The 20,068-nt window shown below is 46.3% G+C and carries 21 protein-coding genes and 1 pseudogene; 13 read left to right on the top strand and 9 right to left on the bottom strand.

Annotated elements, in window-relative coordinates; all coding sequences use genetic code 11:
• Positions 1-56: 56 nt before the first annotated feature.
• The 3 genes from GA003_13505 to xseB all read right to left on the bottom strand — a co-directional run bounded on the left by GA003_13505 (position 57) and on the right by xseB (position 2,923).
• Positions 57-518 (bottom strand): helix-turn-helix transcriptional regulator, encoded by a 462-nt coding sequence (locus GA003_13505; GenBank protein ID QXD27040.1) that lies wholly within the window; start codon positions 516-518, stop codon positions 57-59.
• A 186-nt stretch (positions 519-704) separates the two neighbouring features.
• Entirely contained in the window at positions 705-2,642 is a 1,938-nt protein-coding gene (gene dxs / locus GA003_13500) for a 1-deoxy-D-xylulose-5-phosphate synthase (GenBank protein ID QXD27039.1), read from the bottom strand.
• 44 nt (positions 2,643-2,686) lie between these two features.
• The gene (gene xseB / locus GA003_13495) at positions 2,687-2,923 is read right to left on the bottom strand and encodes an exodeoxyribonuclease VII small subunit (GenBank protein ID QXD27038.1); all 237 of its coding nucleotides are present in this window, start codon (positions 2,921-2,923) and stop codon (positions 2,687-2,689) included.
• Positions 2,924-3,072: 149 nt separating this feature from the next.
• Between xseB and GA003_13490 the strand changes: the two genes are divergently transcribed.
• The 4 genes from GA003_13490 (at position 3,073) to GA003_13475 (ending at position 7,679) form a co-directional block, all read left to right on the top strand.
• A complete protein-coding gene (locus GA003_13490) occupies positions 3,073-4,320 on the top strand; it encodes a M48 family metallopeptidase (GenBank protein QXD27037.1) in 1,248 nt (415 codons plus the stop codon).
• Positions 4,321-4,326: 6 nt separating this feature from the next.
• A complete protein-coding gene (locus GA003_13485) occupies positions 4,327-5,226 on the top strand; it encodes an endonuclease/exonuclease/phosphatase family protein (GenBank protein QXD27036.1) in 900 nt (299 codons plus the stop codon).
• Positions 5,223-6,368: a radical SAM family heme chaperone HemW gene (gene hemW / locus GA003_13480; GenBank protein ID QXD27035.1), complete on the top strand. Its 1,146-nt coding sequence runs from the start codon at positions 5,223-5,225 to the stop codon at positions 6,366-6,368. Before GA003_13485 ends, hemW begins: the two co-directional genes overlap by 4 nt.
• A gap of 66 nt (positions 6,369-6,434) precedes the next feature.
• Positions 6,435-7,679 carry a mechanosensitive ion channel family protein gene (locus GA003_13475; GenBank protein ID QXD27034.1) on the top strand — a complete coding sequence of 415 codons (1,245 nt, stop codon included), beginning with the start codon at positions 6,435-6,437 and terminating at the stop codon, positions 7,677-7,679.
• A gap of 8 nt (positions 7,680-7,687) precedes the next feature.
• Here GA003_13475 and GA003_13470 read toward each other — a convergent pair.
• Positions 7,688-8,347, bottom strand: a pseudogene (locus GA003_13470) (YceH family protein).
• A gap of 110 nt (positions 8,348-8,457) precedes the next feature.
• On the opposite strand from GA003_13470, the gene GA003_13465 reads away from it, so the two are divergent.
• Positions 8,458-9,075: a DUF445 family protein gene (locus GA003_13465; protein QXD27033.1), complete on the top strand. Its 618-nt coding sequence runs from the start codon at positions 8,458-8,460 to the stop codon at positions 9,073-9,075.
• Between the two features lie 7 nt (positions 9,076-9,082).
• Here the strand turns inward: GA003_13465 and GA003_13460 are convergent, their stop codons facing one another.
• Positions 9,083-9,517 (bottom strand): hypothetical protein, encoded by a 435-nt coding sequence (locus GA003_13460; GenBank protein ID QXD27032.1) that lies wholly within the window; start codon positions 9,515-9,517, stop codon positions 9,083-9,085.
• Between the two features lie 4 nt (positions 9,518-9,521).
• Positions 9,522-10,079, bottom strand: a complete 558-nt coding sequence (locus GA003_13455; protein QXD27031.1) for a DUF456 domain-containing protein — start codon at positions 10,077-10,079, stop codon at positions 9,522-9,524.
• A gap of 90 nt (positions 10,080-10,169) precedes the next feature.
• Between GA003_13455 and GA003_13450 the strand changes: the two genes are divergently transcribed.
• Positions 10,170-11,576 (top strand): DUF839 domain-containing protein, encoded by a 1,407-nt coding sequence (locus tag GA003_13450; GenBank protein ID QXD27030.1) that lies wholly within the window; start codon positions 10,170-10,172, stop codon positions 11,574-11,576.
• 7 nt (positions 11,577-11,583) lie between these two features.
• Here the strand turns inward: GA003_13450 and GA003_13445 are convergent, their stop codons facing one another.
• Positions 11,584-12,462, bottom strand: coding sequence for a polyprenyl synthetase family protein (locus GA003_13445; GenBank protein ID QXD27029.1), 879 nt, complete (start codon positions 12,460-12,462; stop codon positions 11,584-11,586).
• 36 nt (positions 12,463-12,498) lie between these two features.
• On the opposite strand from GA003_13445, the gene GA003_13440 reads away from it, so the two are divergent.
• The 5 genes from GA003_13440 to GA003_13420 are packed head-to-tail and all read left to right on the top strand — an operon-like array spanning position 12,499 to position 15,172.
• Positions 12,499-13,086 carry a DUF4013 domain-containing protein gene (locus GA003_13440; GenBank protein QXD27028.1) on the top strand — a complete coding sequence of 196 codons (588 nt, stop codon included), beginning with the start codon at positions 12,499-12,501 and terminating at the stop codon, positions 13,084-13,086.
• Between the two features lie 48 nt (positions 13,087-13,134).
• Entirely contained in the window at positions 13,135-13,419 is a 285-nt protein-coding gene (locus GA003_13435) for a zinc ribbon domain-containing protein (protein QXD27027.1), read from the top strand.
• Between the two features lie 11 nt (positions 13,420-13,430).
• Positions 13,431-14,072: a hypothetical protein gene (locus GA003_13430; protein ID QXD27026.1), complete on the top strand. Its 642-nt coding sequence runs from the start codon at positions 13,431-13,433 to the stop codon at positions 14,070-14,072.
• Between the two features lie 29 nt (positions 14,073-14,101).
• The gene (locus GA003_13425) at positions 14,102-14,692 is read left to right on the top strand and encodes a hypothetical protein (protein QXD27025.1); all 591 of its coding nucleotides are present in this window, start codon (positions 14,102-14,104) and stop codon (positions 14,690-14,692) included.
• Between the two features lie 30 nt (positions 14,693-14,722).
• Positions 14,723-15,172, top strand: a complete 450-nt coding sequence (locus GA003_13420) for a hypothetical protein (GenBank protein ID QXD27024.1) — start codon at positions 14,723-14,725, stop codon at positions 15,170-15,172.
• On the opposite strand, the gene GA003_13415 is transcribed toward GA003_13420, so the two are convergent.
• Positions 15,169-16,341 carry an AAA family ATPase gene (locus tag GA003_13415; GenBank protein ID QXD27023.1) on the bottom strand — a complete coding sequence of 391 codons (1,173 nt, stop codon included), beginning with the start codon at positions 16,339-16,341 and terminating at the stop codon, positions 15,169-15,171. The two genes, GA003_13420 and GA003_13415, sit on opposite strands and share 4 nt — an antisense overlap.
• A gap of 4 nt (positions 16,342-16,345) precedes the next feature.
• Positions 16,346-17,377 (bottom strand): phosphate acetyltransferase, encoded by a 1,032-nt coding sequence (locus GA003_13410; protein QXD30433.1) that lies wholly within the window; start codon positions 17,375-17,377, stop codon positions 16,346-16,348.
• A gap of 137 nt (positions 17,378-17,514) precedes the next feature.
• On the opposite strand from GA003_13410, the gene murJ reads away from it, so the two are divergent.
• Both murJ and GA003_13400 read left to right on the top strand, forming a co-directional pair.
• Positions 17,515-19,080: a murein biosynthesis integral membrane protein MurJ gene (gene murJ / locus GA003_13405; protein ID QXD27022.1), complete on the top strand. Its 1,566-nt coding sequence runs from the start codon at positions 17,515-17,517 to the stop codon at positions 19,078-19,080.
• Positions 19,080-20,066: a bile acid:sodium symporter gene (locus GA003_13400; protein ID QXD27021.1), complete on the top strand. Its 987-nt coding sequence runs from the start codon at positions 19,080-19,082 to the stop codon at positions 20,064-20,066. Before murJ ends, GA003_13400 begins: the two co-directional genes overlap by 1 nt.
• Positions 20,067-20,068 lie beyond the last annotated feature (2 nt).

Here is a 20,068-nt window from a genome sequence, read left to right as displayed (position 1 = left end):
CAAAAAAACGGAGTGACTACTAAGCCACACCGCTTTTTGACAAAATAGATCTTAGGTTAGCCCTTTACCTTTCTATTGGGTAGATATTGGGGCTTATTTTGTAGAACGGCCAAGCTCGAAGTGAAGTCCTTCGTGAAGTCCCTCGCTTGAGCAGATTCGGCACACATTTTGTAGAGCTTTTCAAATTCCTGCTTAAAACCAGCAGGAAGTCGCTCCATCTCAAAAAACCAATCATCATTTTTGTTCGGTTTTTCAAGCGGCGTAATTTCGAGATAATTACGAACAGAATCAGGTATTACATCTAATAAGTAGCACTTTGCCAATTCAGCTCTTTCTGCGATATCTTCCGAACATTCTTGGATAATAGCAGCCAAATGATCTTTTGTGATAGCTCGAAAGTTCTGATGGAGATAATTGTGTACTTGCGAGGGCGTTAAGTTGGTGCGCTTGGCCAACTCAACCTGATTGATACGATTCTTTTCGAGAATGATGCGCAGACGAGTAGAGAATAGACTCATTTACGGTGCAGTTTATATTTCCCAGTATATATTAGGTAACCCACTCACATTAAGTGATATAGGAATGTATTCTTTATTTGTACATTTGAATACGTTTTCTGACAATTACAAATTACAGATAAAAGAACACTAAAATCTGCATCGTCAAAAATACAGTATATCTGAATTACCCTTAGGGTATTCCCTTTAGACCTGTGGCAGCTGTTTATGAGTCGCTAAACCGAAAATGGGGCGTAATTTGGCCATTATACGCTCTTTAATCGCCTCATTGCTTAACTCATTTTCCAAGCGGAGTTGATCAACCGAGGAGCCATGCTCAACGAACTGATCAGGCCAGCCGATTCTTAAAACGGACGTTTCCAGGCTGTAGTCGCTGACAAATTCAAGAACTCCGCTACCAAAACCACCTTGGACTACGTTGTCTTCAAAAGTGACAATTAGTCGGCTTTTTGAGGCTTGTTCGGTGAGTAGAGCTTCATCCAGAGGTTTGGCAAAGCGTGCATTAACTATTCCGATGGTGATTCCGGTCTCCTTTGAAATTTCATCGGCCAGCACTTGGCAGTCAGCTACCCAGGGGCCCAGTGCCCAAAACTGAACATCGTCACCGGATTTCACAACTTCCGCTTTTCCAAGCTCCAATAGTGCAGGATTTTTCTTAATCGGTGTTCCTTGAGCAGCACCTCGTGGCCAGCGGATGAATACGGGACGATTATATTCGACTGCAGAATAAAGCATATCAACTTGCTCATCCTCGTTTGCTGGTTGCATCACTACGGCTTCAGGCACACATCGCAGATACGATAGATCAAATAAGCCGTGGTGGGTGGGTCCGTCATTCGGTGAAAGACCGGCACGGTCCATCGTAAATACGACTGGCAACTTTTGGAGGCAAACGTCGTGAATGATTGGATCGTAGGCGCGTTGTAGGAACGTTGAGTAGATGGCGACGACAGGCTTTTTGCCTTTTGTAGCCAGACCTGCGGCAAACAGCACTGCATGCTCTTCCGCAATTCCAACATCGAAAAACTGATCCGGCAACTCGTCATGGAATACACTCAATCCAGTCCCAGACGGCATAGCTGCGGTAATCGCGATAATATCTTTATCTCTTTTCGCCAGCTTGGTCAGGTGTTTGCCGAAAACATCCTGATAGTTGGGAGGAGTATCGGGTTTTGACGGAAGTGGCTTTCCTGTATCGGGATCAAACGGGCTGGCTCCGTGAAAGCGTTCTGGTTGTTTGATGGCGATATCATAACCGCGTCCCTTTTGAGTAATTACGTGAAGAATTACAGATTCCGGAGATGTTTGGGCAAACTTTAGATATTTTTCCAGGAGCTCAAAGTCGTGACCATCGATAGGACCCAAATAACGGAGTCCTAGTTTTTCAAAGAGAGAGGAGGGGACAAAGAAATCTTTGGCCTCCTTTTTCATCTTCCCTCCGAGCTGGATAATCGAATCTCCCCCGGGAATTTTTTTCAGAAAACCTTCTAGGTCGTTATGGAGACGGTTGTAAGTCGGATTGGTGATTAATTCTCCGAGGTATTTCGAGATAGCCCCCACGTTCTTGGCAATGGACCATTCGTTGTCATTTAGAATGACCACCATTTTCTTGGTGGATTGCACAATATTGTTAAGTGCTTCGAGCGATATACCACAGGTGAGTGTGGCATCTCCAATCACGGCGACCACATTTTCGTCGCCGTCATCCTGGTCTCGTGCGGCTGCCATGCCCAGTGCAGCGGAAAGGGCGGTGCCTGCGTGGCCGGCTCCGTAGCTGTCGTATTCACTTTCTGCTCGATTGAGGAAACCGCTCAAGCCTCCCGTTTTGCGAAGCTTTTCAAATGCTGGACCTTGGCGCCCAGTGAGTAATTTGTGGACGTATCCTTGGTGAGCTACATCAAATACAAAGGGATCTTTTGGACTATTAAAGACTCTGTGGAGCATGATTGTCAGCTCAACTACGCCCAGATTGGGGCCGATATGACCACCGTTGACTGCTGTAACTTCGATGATCTGGTCCCTGATTTCCTGAGCCAGTTGACTCAATTGATCGGGCGTAAGTGCCTTTACATCGGCCGGACTCTTAATGGTCGGCAATAATGGATTTTCTTGAGAATTGGACATTCGGTGGACGATACAGGAGGGAATGAGTGTCGATCTAAGGGTGCTTACTCGTCTGGGTCAAAGTTTTCGAACAGTGGTTGGTCGGACTTTTCCCGTAGTTTTTCAATCTTCAGTTCTGCTTCATTTAGCCGTTCGTGGCAAATTTTTAAGAGCTTTGTTCCTTGCTCATATTGTTCAACCAGATCTGACAACGGAACCTCACCGGTCTCCAGGTTTTCAATGATTCCCTCGAGATCTTTGAGAGCTCCTTCAAATGACTGTTCCTTCTTAGATTTACTCACAAAAACCAAACTTGGTGGTTCTGCCGCGTATTTCAATGAATTCCTTCAACTCTTTTGCATGTAGAACGAATGTAGGAACAGGGTGTCAGGAAGGGAATTTGAAACCTTGCCTAGTGGGCAGGCGTCACCTACAACGGCGGTTTTCCATCATGCATTGGCTACTTACCATTTTTATTATTCTGCTGGTTCTCAACAGCATTAAAGCACTCGTTCTGGATATCCTTAATGCCAAGAATATTCGAGCCAACAAGACTCGTATTCCTGAAGCCTACCGTGGGGTGATGGACGACGAGACTTATGCGAAGAGCGTGGACTACTCATTGGAGAAATTGCGTTTCAGTATTATTACCTCTGTTTATGGTGCGATTGTCTTGGCTGTAGTTGTTCTCTGCGGTTTTCTTCCATGGCTTTGGTATGCCTTGGAAGGTTTCTGGGGAAGCTCATTGTGGGCTCAGGCTGGCTATCTCATGGCTGTCACCATTATTCTTAGTATTCCAGACTTACCTTTCGACTGGTACAGTACCTTCAAGTTAGAGGAGAAATATGGATTCAACAAGAGTACGCTTGGCCTTTGGATCTCCGATAAATTTAAAGGTGGGCTGGTTGGGTTTATCATCGGGTTCCCCATTATCTGTCTTTTACTTAAACTCGTCGATTGGCTTGGGGCTTATTGGTGGGTTTGGGGGTTCGTGATCGTGTTTGTATTTCAATTGGCCATCATGGTTTTATATCCGAAGTTGATCATGCCCTTGTTTAACAAGTTGGAACCGTTGGAAGCTGGCGAGCTGAAGGATGAGCTTATGTCTCTGTCTGATAAATCAGGTTTTGCAGCAAAGACCATCGAGGTGATGGATGGGAGTAAGCGCTCAGGGCACTCAAACGCTTTCTTTACTGGGTTCGGGAAATTCCGCCGGATCGTTCTATACGATACCTTGATGGAGCAATTGGAAGTTAATGAATTGAAGGCGGTGTTGGCCCATGAGATTGGCCATTACAAGAAGGGGCACATCCCGAAGATGATTGCTATCTCGGCCGGAGGAATGTTGTTGGCCTTTTGGATGATCGCGTTCCTTGCCAACAGCCCTTGGTTTTATGAGGGTTTCGGTTTTTCTGGAGTGGCAAGTATTGCTCCGGCATTTCTACTGTTTTCGATTCTTAGTGGATTAGTGACCTCTTGGTTGACTCCTGTTTTTAGCATCCTGTCGCGAAAACATGAATACGAGGCGGATGCGTTTGCTCGAGATGCCATGGAGGAGCCAGATTCATTGATCGCCTCATTACGGAAGCTCAATGAGAAGAATTTAAGTAATCTGACACCACATCCCCTTTACAGTGCTTTTTACTATTCACATCCGACACTGCTTGAGCGTGAGTCGGCGTTGAGGGGAGAGTCCTAGTTTCAAATGCCGCTTAAGTCGCTTGGCTTGCTTCTCCTATTCATGGGGATCTCTGAAGTTCTCCAAGCGGAGGTTCTTCGGGTTGCGACTTACAATGTTCAGAATTACCTGGAAGTCGATCGATGGGTGGATGGGCGTTATCGTCCCCAATTTCCAAAGCCAGAAAAAGAGAAAACGGCTTTGCGAAATATCCTTATCGAAGTTCAACCGGATGTTTTGATTCTGCAGGAAATGGGATCGGGTCCTTATTTGGGAGAACTGCAAGCGGATCTGAAGGAAGAAGGATTGGATTTTTCTTACAGGTATGTGGCCGAAGGTTCTGATGAGGAAAGGCACGTAGCATTGCTGAGTCGTATTCAGCCCATGGAAGTACTAACCCATAGCGATTTGGAGTTTGAATATTTTGAACAAACGATACCAGTGAAGCGTGGCATGCTTGAAGCTGTTTTTGAAACCGGTGGTCGCCAGTGGAAGGTGTATGGTCTACATCTGAAAAGTAAGTGGAGCGATTTCAAAGAAGACCCTTCCTCGAATGATCGTCGGAGGTCCGAGGCCTTGGCATGTCGGAAACGTATTCTTGAGCGTCAAAAAAAGGATGAGTTGCCCTCTTTAGTTTTGGGTGATCTGAACGATACCAAATCGACCGCACCTGTACGGTTATTGCAGTTTCGAGGTAAGCAGGGAGTTGCAGCCGCCATAGAGGCTTTTGACTCAAGAGGCGATCGATGGACTCATTTTTATAAAAAAGAAGATAGCTATTCCAGGATTGATTACATTCTTAAGAGCCCTGATTTCCCGGCTGAAGTCGTAGGTGAACAGGCTCACATTTACGAAGGCTCTGATACCTTAAAAGCAAGCGACCATCGACTTCTGTGGGTTGATTTTAACTGGGTGATTAACGAATGAATGCTCTGGAAACAGGTCTAGGTTTATACCTGCATGTCCCATTTTGTGCGAGCACCTGTGATTTCTGTGCCTTCTATCAGGCAAAGCCCCATAGGAAAGATTTGGATCGCTACTTCGATGGTATCGAAAAGGAGCTTGAGTGGATACGGATGGATCGTCCCGTTGATACCGTTTTCTGGGGGGGAGGCACACCGGGTCTTTTGCTGGCAGGTGATTTACAGCGCCTGGGGGAAGCCGTTTTAACTGCAGCTGGTCAGCCACCGATCGAGTGGACGGTCGAAATGGCGCCCAGCTCGGTGAAGGATGATAAGCTTCAGGTTTTAAAAGACTTGGGGGTGAACCGAATTTCGATGGGTCTGCAAAGTTTTGATGAGAAGTCTCTGGAGGGGTTGGGACGATTGCACAGGCCCAACCAGATTTACCAGGCGTACGACCGGATTCGTGATGCAGGATTTGACAACGTAAACCTGGATCTGATGATTGCCCTTCCTGGCCAAGAGAAAAAAGAGCTGGAGAAAGACTTGAGAGAAGCCTGCCGTTTAGATCCCGAACATCTATCTACTTACTGCCTCACCTTTGAAGAAGATACCGCACTCTGGGTGAAGTTGTCTGAGGGGAAGATCAAGCAGGACCTGGAACTGGATGCCGAGTTGTATGAATCAACCTGGGACCAACTTACTGCTGCCGGTTACGAACACTACGAGATCAGTAATTTCTCTAAGGCCGGTAGAGAATGCCTTCACAATATTAATACCTGGAAGATGAAAGAATGGATCGGAGTAGGCCCGTCCGCCGCCTCTCAGTTTCAAAATATTCGCTACAGCAATGCGGCCGACATGGATACCTGGTTAGAGCAGGTTGATTCCAAAGTAGAAAGTCGCTGTGACGTCGTTAAGCTCTCTGATGAGGATTTATTAGAAGATGCGGTGATTTTCGGACTGCGAATGGGGCAGGGGATTTCCATTGAATCCCTGTCGCGTCGGTTCAGTAGCGAGTCCTTGGGTAGTCTCACTTCGTTTTTCGATTCCTTGAATGAGGAGGGGCTTGTGACTATTTCCCATGGCGATAAGGTTTGCCTGACGATGAAGGGGAAACTGTTGGCTGATCGCATCGCGATTGAGCTGCTGAAAGCCGCCTTTTAAGCCGCCTAAATTGTGCATTGCAACTATCGAGTTCTGACACAAAGTGCATAACTTTCAAATATAGCTATGATAGGAAATCTCAAAACTTGGTTGTTGAATGCCGGAGTTGAATCAACCTGGGTCGATGCGCTTGTGATCAGTATTGGTGTGATATCGATCATACTTGTCGCCATCTTGTTCCATTTTATAGCCAAGCAGATTATTCTGCGGACGGTCATAGCTGTCATTCGTAGAAGTAAGACTCATTGGGATGACGTATTGATCGAGCAAAAAGTATTGGCCCGTTTCGCACACTTTGCTCCGGCGATTGTGGTCAATTGGTTGGCCCCGGTCTTTTTCGCTGAGATGGAAGAAGTTCTTCTCGTGATGAAGATGGGTGTGAATATCTACCTCATTCTGATTTTTCTCTGGGTCATTGATTCATTTCTCAATGCCGTTCTCAGCCTTTACAATCGAACGGAAAAGACGCGCCGGATTCCGCTCAAAGGATTTCTTCAAGCGGTTAAGCTGGTCGTTAATCTGATCGGATTGATTATCATTCTTTCAATCGCATTCGGCAAATCGCCCATCTACTTTTTCTCAGGCCTGGGAGCTGTGACGGCAGTTCTGTTGTTGGTGTTTAAAGATGCCATCCTCGGTTTTGTCGCCGGTATTCAGATATCCGTAAACAACATGGTGCAGGTCGGTGATTGGATTGAGATGCCCAAATACAGTGCCGATGGAGATGTGCTTGATGTCACCCTAACGACGGTAAAAGTTCAGAATTGGGATAAGACCATCACTACGATTCCAACCTATGCTTTGATATCTGATTCGTTTAAGAATTGGCGAGGCATGTCTGATGCAGGAGGACGCAGAATCAAACGCTCTATCAATATCGATATGAGTAGTGTGCAGTTTGCGGATGAGGCTTTGCTGGAAAAATTTAAGCGCTTTGAAATCCTGAAGCCTTATATCGAAGCGAAGCTAAAGGATGTGCATGAGCATAATTCCAGCCGGGAAGCCGATATGTCGGAGCTCATAAATGGTCGTCACTTGACCAACGTGGGAACCTTCCGTGCCTATTGTCTCGCCTATCTTCGTAGCCACGAACTTTTGCATCAGGATATGACACTATTGGTCAGGCAGCTTCAGCCTAGCCCAGAGGGGCTACCCATTCAGATATACGTATTTACAAAAGATACACGTTGGGCTTATTATGAGGATATCCAGGCAGATATCTTCGATCACCTATTGGCTGTCATTCCTCAGTTTAATCTCAAGGTTTTTCAAAAACCGAGCGGTAAGGATTTAGAGGGTCTTAAAGGCTGATTTTGAGTTTACTCAAATTGCTCTTTAAATTGAGCCAAGGCAGACTTCAAGGATTCGACTTCTGCTCTTAGGAAAGCCACTTCTTCTTCAAGTTCTGAAACCCGATCATTTCGTGAAGGGCCAGAAGAAATAACCACCGGTTGAGATTCGGTGGGCTCAACAATTTCTAATTCCCCTCCGAGTAGTTGCGCAAAACGCGCCTCCTTTTTTCCAGGAAGTATAGGCAGCTTCTGCACAAACAGTCCTTCCTCCTGTTCCTTTAGAAATTCCAGTGCAACATCGACTTCATTCAAATCCAGGAAGGAATACATGCGTTCGCCTCGAGTTCGCAATTCACCAGGCGTTTGAGGGCCTCGAATCAGTAGCTCGCATACAATCGCGAGATGCTTGCCTGTGAATTCCCATTTCTCTGGCAAATTTTAACTGAATTTGGGTACGCGTGAGCCGGTGACATCTACGCGGAAGCAGAGGTGCTGATTACGAAGTTCATCCAAGGCCTCCAATACCTCTGATTCGTCAATGTCCATGACTGGTAATCGATTGGACTTCTGATTACAGGCATTGGTCAGGCTGTTGAGGGAGAGAGGATAATTTTCAGGAGTGGTAATCGACTTCTCAATCAAGCATCCGAGAACACGACATTCGATAGGAGTGAGTTCAATATCCATAGACCTCGTCACACTTCAGGCTTTTCATGGGCTGTCAAAGCCTGGGTAGCAGGTTCCGTACTTTTGATCTCGCCCCAACTCAGTAATCTTTCTTTAAAGCTCTCTCTTTCATGGATAAGCTCGTTGTATATTCTCTTCCCTTGGTAACCGCTCTTATCGGTTGGTTTACAAACAAGGTGGCCGTTTGGATGCTATTTCACCCCAAACAGCCTGTGTCGATTTTAGGGTTTCGCTGGCAGGGGCTTATTCCACGAAGGCAGAATGAAATAGCCGAGCAAACGGGTGAAGTCATTGAACAGGAGATCCTACAAAAGCACCTGCTCTCCCAATCGTTGAAGGAGATGGATTTGCAGCCTCACTTTTATGAGTTTATCGACGAACTCATCGGAAAAGCGCTCGTCACCAAGCTGAAAGCCATGCCGTTTATCGGTAATTTCTTAAACGACGGGATGGTTCAGCAGTTTACTGATATGGCAAAAGCAGAGGTAGATACCCACGCAGTTCCCTTCGTCGAAAAAGTGGCGGCCGATGTAGAGCACAAGATTCACGTGAAAGAGCTCGTAGAGAAACGTATCAAGAGCCTGGATCTCGATGATCTTGAACGCCTGGTCCACAAAATCGCTTCCAAAGAGTTTCGGCGTATTGAGCTTCTTGGTGGAGTCCTGGGATTTATAATAGGGCTGATCCAGTTACTTTTGCTCTACTGGACCGGTCATATTGTTCTCTAGACCTGTTTTAGTCCGTCGGTATTTTATTATCCGTTGTCATCATTAACACAGGCTCCTTGGTTTTTATCCAAGTGTTGTGCTCTTTGAAGATGCGCGCTTGAACCACTTCGCACGCCTCGCCAATGGTCTGAACAGGAATGCGGCGACCCTTTGGAGTAACATTGTAATCGTAGGCTGCCTTGATGATCCGCTCTTGCACGGTAGCGGGTGAATCTTCTTCCGGGATCTGGACTACCCAACCGGTGTGGTCTTTCCCCTGTAGATTCCCTTGAGGATCTGAAATTAGAATACACCATTGTTTTTTCACCGGAGGGGGGCGTTCCTCCTCAACGAGGTTTTTCATCTCGATCTGGATATCATCCATGATGCGGGATACGACTCGAAGATCGAGTTCATTGCGTTGAAGAATCATTTTTACCAACTCTGTGTCTACTTTTGCCATTTGCTTAATTGTATGAAAAGTATGAGATTAGAACGTTAGCCATGAAGAAACCAATCACCAAAAAACAAATGGTGAGTTTTGATACATACGCGGCGATGGTTCCGAGAAAGCTGCCCCAGCCAACTCGACTCGCTCGCTGCAGGGTTTCGCCGCTTATGAGCTCGCCAATCAATGCTCCCACAAACGGTCCAACAATGAGCCATATTAGGAATGGAGGGATGATAAACCCGATGAAACCTCCGGCAATGGCGCCAATGGCTCCGGCTCTCGAAGCACCAAACTTTTTTGCTCCCAACATGGCCAGAATATAATCGAGTAAGAAGGTAAGCGCGACAAAGACCCCGGCAACCAGTATAAGCCACCAGCTTGCAGAGGAATCAGGAACCCAAAGCTTATGAATGACCATGCCTGACCAGACAATTACTGGCCCTGGCACGATGGGGAGTATACACCCGACCAGTCCTACTCCGAAAAATAGGAATAGGACAGTGAAAGCGATGATGGGCTGTGAAGTGCCCCACCAGTCGCCGGCTTGGGAAATAAATGATGACCACCAATCCATGGATAAACTATTTGCGTGACGAAATGGCTAATACCTTTACCAATCTTAAGTAAACCCGCAGGCTTCACCCTAAGTCGCAACTATCTTTTTATGAGTACAGTCCATTCAACCCGTCGTTCCTTTCTCAAATCTGCCGGTCTTGTTTCTGCAGGATTTCTTACGATGCGAAATGCGGTCGCAGCGGCTGAGTCTGGTGAGGAGGCCCTGCCGCTTGAAACTGCTTATGGCCCGCTCATTCCTGATCGAGCGAATGTATTGGATCTGCCCCGAGGTTTTAAATACCAGGTGCTTTCTCGTGCGGGACGCAAGATGAGTGACGGTTTTTACACTCCTGGCGCTCACGACGGTATGGCGGTCTTTCCCGGATCTTGGGGGAGATTGATCTTGGTATGTAACCACGAGATCAATCCAGATCAGGGTATCTGGAGTCCTTTTGGTATTCAGAATCAACTTTTAGACAAAATCCCGAAGAGCAAATTATATGACTACGGTCGCGGCGTTTTTCCAGGGCTTGGTGGAACGACTACACTTGTTTACAATCCCAATACCCAAAAGGTGGAGCGCGAGTTCTTGAGCTTGGCCGGAACGATCCGAAATTGTGCGGGCGGGCCCACACCTTGGAATTCCTGGGTGACTTGTGAAGAAACTTTGGTTCGGGCTGGCGAGGAACTTGAACAGGATCACGGTTACAATTTCGAAGTCCCTGCTTCAAAACGCGTAGGACTGGTCGATCCAGTCCCATTGAAGGAGATGGGGCGCTTTAATCATGAAGCTGTGGCAGTTGATCCTGCCTCTGGAGCTGTTTATGAAACCGAGGACCGACCAGATGGATTGATTTATCGTTACCTGCCTCATGTTCCAGGCAAGTTAGAGAAAGGTGGAAAACTACAAGCCTTGGCTATCAAAGGGTGGAAGGGCTGTGATACACGCAATTGGAAGGACCTCGCTTCTCAGCGATTTGAGCTAGGCCAATCTTATGACGTGGAGTGGATCGATGTGAACGATGTTGAGTCTCCCTTGGACGACCTTCGTTACCGTGGATTCGAATCGGGCGCCGCACGTTTTGCCAGAGGTGAAGGCATGTTCTTCAGTCACGACAGAATTTATTGGGCTTGCACCAATGGAGGGACGATTCTTAAGGGGCAAGTATTTGCTTACAAGCCGAGTCCTTATGAAGGCACGGACCGTGAGTCGGAAGCTCCCGGAAAGCTGGAACTCTATCTAGAGCCCAATAACTCTGAATTGGTTGAAATGTGCGACAATCTTGATGTGACTCCCGATGGTGGCTTACTCCTCTGCGAGGATGGAGCCGAAGATCAGTATTTGGTCGGAGTGACTCCGGAAGGAAAATATTTCAAATTAGCACGCAATGCCACTGGCCCTACGGAATTGGCTGGAGTGTGTCACTCTCCTGACGGAAAAATTATCTTTGTCAATTTGCAGAAACCGGGACTGATGTTGGCCATCACCGGGCCTTTCCAGTGGTTGAATTCCTAGGTGTAGCCTAGTTGATTCTGTGCTCAAGGTATTCGATCAGGGCTTCTAGAAATGCTGTGTCTTGGTTGAGACTTGCGCAGATTTCCGAAGCTAGTGCCGTGTGTTTGCGTGCTTCTTGCCGCGCACCCTCCAAACCAAATAGTTTGATGTAAGTCGTTTTTTCGTTCTCGGCGTCAGCCCCTGTTGGTTTGCCCATGGTGTCGGAGTCAGATGTAGCATCCAAAATATCATCCGTAATTTGGAAAGCTAACCCGACTTCCGTCCCGATAGTGCGGATATTCTTAAGCTCCTCTTCGCTCGCTTGCCCGAGATGGGCACCCATGGTCATGGCGACAGCTATTAAAGCAGCCGTCTTATTCAGATGAATATAATCCAATTGCTCTTTGGAGTAATCGGAGTTTTCGCCTAAAATGTCTTCCATCTGACCGCCGATTAACTTTTGGCTGCCTGAGGCAGTACTCAGCTCCAGGACCAACTGATTTGCGAGAACTGGATGTTTCTGATAGGCACGGGATAGGATCTCAAACGCAATGGTGAGCAGTGCGTCTCCTGCCAGGAGTGCAGTCGGTTCGTCGAATTGCTTATGACAAGTGGGTTTCCCGCGACGCAAATCGCTGTTGTCGATGCTCGGGAGATCGTCGTGAATGAGCGAGTAAGTGTGGATGCACTCTATGGCTATTGCTGCGGGTAGGGGATCCAACTCAACTTCAAAAAGTTCTGCAACCGCGAGAATAAGTACCGGTCGAAGCCTTTTACCTCCCGCTTCCAAACTATAAAGCATGGCTTCATGCAGGTGGGGGGGAGCCGTTTCCGATGACGGCACCCATTGTTTTATTCCGTCTTCTATACGGCCCTGATAAGACTTGAGCGTTGCTTTAAAATCCATACAGATCAAATTCCTGAAAATCAGATAACATGCATTATGGCCTCTATTGAGCAAGTTTGGCGTAAAGTTTTCAACACTCCAGGGTGTTGGCCTAAATTATTGGTGGGTACGGCACTCAGTTTGATACCTATTGTGCATATTTTTGCTATGGGGTATCTTTATAGAGCTACCGTCTTGGTAAAGTCAGGAGCGCCAGCTTTGTATCCTGAGTGGGACGACTGGCGAGACCTGTTTCTAGATGGCCTGAAGTTTTTCGTCTTATCCCTTATCTGGATAGCCATTCCTGTTTTCTTTGGATGGTTTATCTCTTTGCTGGTTGGGGTTGTCTGGGACGAATTGGCAAGAATCCCTCTTATGATTAGCTTCCCAATTGGCTTGCAGCTCTTTTCTGCCAGTTTGTACCGCTACCAGAACTTTGAATCATTTAAGGATGCTCTAGATTTACCTTTGATTCTCCGAGTTTACCTAAGAACTGTTGGATATGGTTTATTGCCGTTGCTTGGATTCTGCGGAATAATTTGGATTTTGGGGCCGTTTTCCATCCTCGTGGTTTTCATCATAAGTCTTGTCATCTTGGTGTATTTCACCTCCCTATACCGCGCTATCGAGTACGGAAACCTTTAAAAAGGAACCTCACTTGGGGAATATCCAGTAAAAAATATTTTAAGAATTATGCCTAATTACGATTATGTGTGTGCCTCCTGCGAAGGGGAATTTGAGTTCTTTCAGTCAATGAAAGACGCTCCACTCGAGCAATGTCCTTCTTGTGAAGAGCTTACGCTGAAACGCAAAATTGGAACGGGTGCTGGAATTATCTTCAAAGGCAGCGGTTTCTATGAGACCGACTACAAAAAGTCTGCGAAGGAGCCTGCTAAATCTGAGCCAAAGAAAGAATCAAGCGAAAGTGCTTCGAAAGGAGGATCTAGTCATTCGGGTGGGTGCGGTTGTGCATCTTAACCCAATTATCTATGTCCTCTGAAGAAACTCCCGATATCAAAACTTCCCTCAACCTTTTGCTAGGTGCCTTTGTCGGTATCCTGATAGGAGCTTTCTTAGGTGCTATATACCTGATTACTCATCCGGTGAAACTGGTGACGGATGTGCCTGATAAATTCGAACCGGAGATGCATTACGTTCTGAAGGGCCGTATTAATGGTGGTGATGCTTGGAAATTTAAAGCAACTGAACTTCAGGATGGGAATGGAGAGGTCACTTTCCTGGAGACGGAGCTTAATCGTTGGGCTGCCTCGTTTAAGACTAATTATCCTGCCGAGAAGGCATCCCTTTACATGGAACCGCAACGTCCAGTCTTCCGCTTGGAAGGTGATAAGTTGTTGGTTTCTGCTCCCGCTGAAACAGCTTTTGGCGCTTGGAAGAAAACGATTACCTTATCCTTGGAAGGGGAGTTTGTTCCTGATCAATCCACACTTCGAATTGAGCCTGAAAAACTTTATATTGGCTCCTTTCGAGTTCCTGGACCAGCTAAAGATTTCATTTGGAAACACATCTCAGCATCCTATACGGTAGATGAAGAATTTGAGTCTTTGTGGTCTACAGTAGGAACAGCCAATATTCACGAATCGCAATTAGTACTTACCGCCAAACGGTAAGAGCCATTTGTTTTAGTGGGCTTTTAGGCTTGGTCCTGATTGCCTCTAGTTTTTCCCGGGTACTCGCTCAGGAGAAAACGAAGCTCCAATGGATTAAAAGTCCATTCATTGACTTTTTCGGGACTGATGTTGCACAACTACAATCCCTGGAGCTCAGCAGTCAGGAGTTAGTTGATGGCTGCATATCCAGTTTAGATTGGCCGGATTCTTTTCCGAAGCCTCTGACTGTAATCCTCTCGGGTGTTACAGATCCGCTAGTCAGTACAGGTGTCTCAGGAATTGTTAGGGTAGAACTCAATCCAGCATTTAGTGAAGAAATTAAAGCCGAATGGATGGTCCGTGGATTACTTGCACATTTTGCAGCCTGGAAAGGAATTAGGACAACGCCTCCAGATTGGTTGATTCGTTCGATTCGCTTAAGGGGAGCCATACGTTATAAACCTCAGGTGAGGGTATTGCTATTGCGCCAATTGCAACAAAAGCCCCCGCCTCCGTTATCAGAGATTATCCAAGGCAATGATAGGTCCTTGCATGTTGGATGGAACTATCTCATCTATCAGTTTCTTGAGTCTGGTGGATTAGAAAAAAAACAATTCGAACAAAGACTCGAGCAGTACTAGAGCAACGGCTACGATTGGACTCAGTTGGCGTTGTTTTTTAATGACCGATATCCAGGACTGAATGGAGCAGAGTTGGAGTTACTCTGGAAGACGTTCTGTTCGGAAAGTCTATATACTGACTCCAGTGTATGTTTGTCTGAAGCTGAGTCGTTGAACTCACTTGAACGGATCGCTCGATTGGAGATTTTAAAAAATAGGGAACTTGCAGCCTTAAATACAGATGTCTGGTTCTTGCACCGTTCAGATCCGGTAGCGCTGAGGGAGTTCTCGAAAAAGCAGTCCGAGTTAGAGATTTTGGCCGTATCTATACACCCTTATTACTTCAATGCCTGTCATTCACTCGATCGGATTTTCTTGGCTATTGAGAGCAATGACTTGGAAGGGTTCCGTACGGCTGCCCGTCAATTCAGCCAGGATATGCTCGATGCCCAACAACTGAGTTTTGAGACGGATAAGCTAATGGAGCGACTTTGCTCCTAAAAGGCATTGATGATTTGTTCGATATCTACGCTGTCCATGACCATCTCCTTGATCAGAGGGATTTTATCCAAATCTTGAGGCTCAGTTTTTACCGTCATGTTGTTGATCATAGAGGCGACTTCGTAGCTGTCTTTTTCCACCGTCATAATGGGGATATCGGTTTCAGAAAGCATACTGAGGATTTTGGAGTGTGGCTTTAGATCGCGTGTTAGTATGATTCCCGCTATGGAACGTGCACCTGGCATACCTGCACTGGCGATAGCCCATAGAAGTATATCCTCCCGGTCTCCTGGGGTAATGATCAGAGTCCCAGTCGAAAGATAGTCGATTATATGCTTTGCTGTCATGGCTCCAATTACTACGCGAGTGATTCGTTGCTTCATTCCATGAAGCTGACCATTGATCCACTTAGCTTTAATCTCCTTGCCAATTTGAGACAAATTTGGAGCGCTTAATACTTTCTCTTTTGGAAGCACTCCCAATAAGGGGACGCCAAGTTTTTTAAGACCTTTACCAGCGTACTCTTTGACCATCTCTGCTTTGGAGGGTTCGACTTTATTAAGAATCGCGCCCACAACTTCTAGTCCCGCTTTGTCAAAGAGCGCTTTGTTGAGTGAGATTTCATCGATAGGTCGACCAATACCCCCTTGAGCTACTATGACGACCTTGGCATCTAATAGTTTGGCTACCTGGGCATTCGATAAATCGAATACTGAACCAACTCCTGCATGACCCGTACCCTCAATGAGGATACAATCCTTTTCCCAAGCTGCTCTATCGAATGCTACGCAAATATCATTAACGATTTGATCAAGTGCCGGTTTTGGGTTGTCTAAATAACGTCGCGTAAATTCTCCATCGACCGCAATAGGGGACATTGCTGAGATGGGTGTTGAAACATTAAATATGGAGTCGAGGAGGAATGAGTCTTCATCGATATCCAATCCCTCAACTTTCAGAAATCGCTGCCCAATGGGTTTAATAAATCCTACGTTTGAGAATCGAGCGAGGAGGGACGCAAACAATCCGAGGCAAGTCGTCGTTTTGCCATCGTTCATTCTCGTGGCTGCCACGAAGATACGTTTGGTTTCCTTATTGGTCGGGCGAGTCAACAAAGCTTCCTTAGAAGTATTGTTTTTCGATGGTTTTGTTGGAGATGATTTGCTCATACGCTTAAGACATCAACAAATGACGATCTGTGGCTTGTGCTCCCACAATGACCGCTGTGGCATAAATATCATGTGCACTGGCTCCTCGGCTTACCTGTGCTGCTGGTTTACTTAGACCCGTCATGATCTGCCCATAACCGTCACCGCCGGCGAGAATCGTAATCATTTTGGCCGCTATATTACTGCTGTGAAGATTCGGGAAAATGAGGACATTTGCGCCGCCCGCAACATCGCCGCTTACATCTTTTTGTTTGGCGGCATATTTATCCAAAGCAACGTCGGCTTGAATTTCCCCATCTATTTGGATTGGGAAATCAAGAAGCTTTGCCTTTCCCGAAGCAATCTTAGCTGCTTCAGCCATTTTGTTTACGGAGGAATCAGATGAGATTTCACTGTGAGTTGTGTAACTCAACAATGCGACCTTGGGAGTTTGCCCGGTCAAATGATAGGCAAGAGATGCGGTTGTCATGGCAATGTCTGCCAATTGTTCTGCATTAGGATCCGGAAGCACTGCGCAATCCGAGAGAAAGAGGCTGCCATCTATACCGAATTCTGGTTTTTCTTCCAGATCTACGACTAAAACACTAGAAGCTGTTTGGACTGATTCACGCATTGGTATGCAGCGAAAGAGGGATGGTAAGGCTTCGCTAGCTGGTGTCCCCGCACCAAATACCAGGCCATCTGCCTGTGAATTGGCTAACATCATGGAAGCAAAGTAGTTCGGTTTGCTGACGGTGGCCAATGACTCCTTTTCGCTAATCCCTTTGCTTTTTCTGGCTTCGTAGTATTGAGAGGCGAAGGACTCCAGCTCCTCACTTCTTAGAGGATTGATCAAACGAATTTTATCCAGGCTGATATCGAGTCGGAAGGCGGTTTCTTTGATTTTCTGGCGTTCACCGATCAAAATAGGAGCTCCCAATCGCTTGGTCGCTAACTGCCGTGCCGCCTGCATTACTCGGTGGTCCATACCGTCGGGAAACAGGATGCGCTTGGGGTGGCGTTGTAGTTGGCCAGCCAATTTGTTGATGAGTTTCATCATGGGTGAATTAAAATGGAATGGATAGAACTAGGTTTAAAAGCGCTAAGCTCAATAAAAATGGGATCGAAAGGGTTCACGAACCATTTTTGGGTTCAACTCGACCGAGCTTTGTTCCATAGTGGTGTTATATTTATATGCCTTCTCGTTTCTTGAATGTACTCACCGTATCTTTGTCCACAGTAGGATCGCGTATACTTGGATTGTTCCGGGACATTCTGGTGTTCTCCATCTTTGGCAGCTCGGTGTTGAATTCGGCTTTTATCCTGGCAAATACGTTTCCAAATCTATTCCGACGACTTCTTGGTGAAGGGGCGTTGACCGCGGCTCTGTTACCTCTTCTGACCGAGGAAAAAGAAAAACACGGAAAGGAGCGATTGTTTTGGCTCTACAACAAAATACTCTGCCGGGTCATGACCCTGTTGTTTGCCCTCGTTGCCCTCGTGAGTTTTGTCATGATTGTGGTAGGGCAATTTCCTGGAATTTCCCAACGTTGGGATCTAGCGCTGCTCCTTGGGGTGTTATTATTTCCCTATATGGCCCTGATTTGTTTGGCGGCCACTTTTGCTGCTGCCTTGAATGCTCTGCAACGATTTGCAATTCCAGCTTTGACGGCCGTGTGGCTCAACCTATCGATCATTCTTTTTCTTGGAGGGTTGGGCTATTTCGCAACGGAAGTTCCGCTCTATCGGATGTATTGGTTGTGTTGTGGAGTACTGGTTGGAGGTATTTTTCAATTAATGATCCCTTGGATGGCCTTGCGCCGGGAAGGGTGGCGTTTCGACCTTGATTTTAAGCCAAGTAATGAAGTGAAAGAGTTTGGGCGCTTGTTACTTCCCGGTATTCTAGGCGCTTCTGTTATTCAAATTAATATTTTGGTCTCCCGCTCATTAGCGCACTTCATCGACGAATCAGCGGTCTCCATTTATTATTTAGCCAATCGATTGGTCGAGTTGCCTCTAGGTATTTTTACCATTGCGATTGCTACGGTATATTTCCCCACCTTTTCGGAATGTGCTTCCCGCGGTGACAAAAAAGAATTTGGTAATACATTCCGACAATCTATCCGGCTCATGTTTGCGATTACGGTTCCGGCAATGGTTGGATTCCTGGTGATGGGCGAGCCGATTATCGCCTTTCTGTTTGAGTGGGGAGCTTTTCGGGCGACGGATACTGCACTGACGATACCACTATTGTGGACGTTTGCCCTAGGGCTACCATTTTACTCAATGGTCGTTTTATTGGTCCGTGGTTTTTATGCCTTCAAGGATACTCAGACTCCGATGAAAATTTCGATTTTCGCTTTTGTACTAAACCTTATCTTAAGTTTAGTGCTCATGCAAATTTTGGGTGTGGTCGGGTTGGCCTTGGCTAATGTTTTGGCAATCCTTGGGCAGACCATTCTATTAACGGGCATGCTGTCGAGTAAGTTGAAGTTAAGTTTGGTTAAAGACCTTACGATCGATGTGCTGAAGATTGCCATTTCTTCTGTTGTAATGGTATTGGCCATTCTAGGCTGTCGCCCCTTAGTAGAAGCGATGCCACTGACAGCCAAGGGGGAAGTAGCTGTTCTGGTACTAATCGTAATTCCGGTTGTCGTCGTGGTTTACTTCGGGACTCTTTGGCTTTTTAGGTTCAGCGAGATGGAACAGTTACGGCAATTGCTTCAGCGTTTTGTCAGGAGGAACTCCTCCGTAGATTGATGATATCACTCATTAAAAAGCAGTGGTTTGTCATTGGATTGTTTGTCGCGGTTTTGTTTGCGTTCCAATTCCCTGAGGTCGGCGCCAACGGAGGACCTCTTCGTCCAGAAATAACAACAAACCTTGCCATCATTCTGGTGTTTTTAATCCAGGGATGGATGTTGCCCACGGAAGTGCTGGCAAAGGGTATGTTAAGAATGCGTGCCCATGTTTTTACTCAGTTATTCATTTTTTTCCTCTTCCCGATGGTCATCGTTTTGGGTGATTTATTTTGGGGGGAATTTATGAGTACACCTTTACGTTATGGGTTCTTTTTTCTGGGAGCTTTGCCCACAACCGTGACTTCGGCGATAATCTATACTTCTCAATCGAATGGAAGTGTTCCGGTTTCGCTAATCAACACGACTGTATCAAATATGGTCGGTATTCTAATAACCCCAATATGGATGCTGTTGCTTACTATAGCGGGAGGTGGGGAAATGGGGGATTTGAGCGCCGTACTCCTGAAACTCTCTAAGCTGATTCTAGCTCCACTCGTCATCGGCCAGATTTGCCATATCTTATGGAAAGACCTGGTGAAGCATCTCAAAGGGTTCTTTGGCTATTTCAATCAATCCGTTATCATTTTTATTGTACTCGCGGTATTCTCGAACTCGGTAGTAGGTGGAGCCTGGGTAGGGCAGGGGCGAAGTATTATTCTAATGACCTTGGGACTGTGTGTAGTCCTGTTCTTAATTCTTACTGTTATCTGCGGTGGATTGCTATTCTTAACAAAAATTCCTCGAGATGAGCAGGTAGCCGTTTACTTTTGTAGTACTCAGAAAACCCTGGCAGCTGGAATTCCATTAGGAATCTCATTGTTCGGCTCAGATCCATCCTTTGGGGTCATCTTATTGCCCGTAATGCTGTTCCACCCAGTACAGCTAATTCTGGGTGCCTTTCTTATTGTACCGCTCAGAAAATATCAGTCTGAGGGAGCCTCCTAAAT

It is taken from the genome of Opitutia bacterium ISCC 52 (genome assembly GCA_014529675.2).
GTDB lineage: Bacteria > Verrucomicrobiota > Verrucomicrobiia > Opitutales > UBA2995 > UBA2995.
The sequence above is the reverse complement of the archived record's forward strand: the minus strand, read 5'-3'. Positions and strand labels throughout refer to the sequence as shown.

Coding starts and splice junctions, on each gene's coding strand:
- murJ (QXD27022.1), top strand. CDS start 17,515: ATGCCTTCTCGTTTCTTGAATGTACTCACCGTATCTTTGTCCACAGTA.
- GA003_13435 (QXD27027.1), top strand. CDS start 13,135: ATGCCTAATTACGATTATGTGTGTGCCTCCTGCGAAGGGGAATTTGAG.
- GA003_13440 (QXD27028.1), top strand. CDS start 12,499: ATGGCCTCTATTGAGCAAGTTTGGCGTAAAGTTTTCAACACTCCAGGG.
- hemW (QXD27035.1), top strand. CDS start 5,223: ATGAATGCTCTGGAAACAGGTCTAGGTTTATACCTGCATGTCCCATTT.
- GA003_13485 (QXD27036.1), top strand. CDS start 4,327: ATGCCGCTTAAGTCGCTTGGCTTGCTTCTCCTATTCATGGGGATCTCT.
- GA003_13505 (QXD27040.1), bottom strand. CDS start 518: ATGAGTCTATTCTCTACTCGTCTGCGCATCATTCTCGAAAAGAATCGT.
- GA003_13445 (QXD27029.1), bottom strand. CDS start 12,462: ATGGATTTTAAAGCAACGCTCAAGTCTTATCAGGGCCGTATAGAAGAC.
- GA003_13460 (QXD27032.1), bottom strand. CDS start 9,517: ATGGCAAAAGTAGACACAGAGTTGGTAAAAATGATTCTTCAACGCAAT.
- GA003_13455 (QXD27031.1), bottom strand. CDS start 10,079: ATGGATTGGTGGTCATCATTTATTTCCCAAGCCGGCGACTGGTGGGGC.
- GA003_13430 (QXD27026.1), top strand. CDS start 13,431: ATGTCCTCTGAAGAAACTCCCGATATCAAAACTTCCCTCAACCTTTTG.
- GA003_13475 (QXD27034.1), top strand. CDS start 6,435: ATGATAGGAAATCTCAAAACTTGGTTGTTGAATGCCGGAGTTGAATCA.
- GA003_13410 (QXD30433.1), bottom strand. CDS start 17,377: ATGAAACTCATCAACAAATTGGCTGGCCAACTACAACGCCACCCCAAG.
- GA003_13490 (QXD27037.1), top strand. CDS start 3,073: ATGCATTGGCTACTTACCATTTTTATTATTCTGCTGGTTCTCAACAGC.
- GA003_13400 (QXD27021.1), top strand. CDS start 19,080: ATGATATCACTCATTAAAAAGCAGTGGTTTGTCATTGGATTGTTTGTC.
- dxs (QXD27039.1), bottom strand. CDS start 2,642: ATGTCCAATTCTCAAGAAAATCCATTATTGCCGACCATTAAGAGTCCG.
- GA003_13415 (QXD27023.1), bottom strand. CDS start 16,341: ATGAGCAAATCATCTCCAACAAAACCATCGAAAAACAATACTTCTAAG.
- GA003_13450 (QXD27030.1), top strand. CDS start 10,170: ATGAGTACAGTCCATTCAACCCGTCGTTCCTTTCTCAAATCTGCCGGT.
- GA003_13465 (QXD27033.1), top strand. CDS start 8,458: ATGGATAAGCTCGTTGTATATTCTCTTCCCTTGGTAACCGCTCTTATC.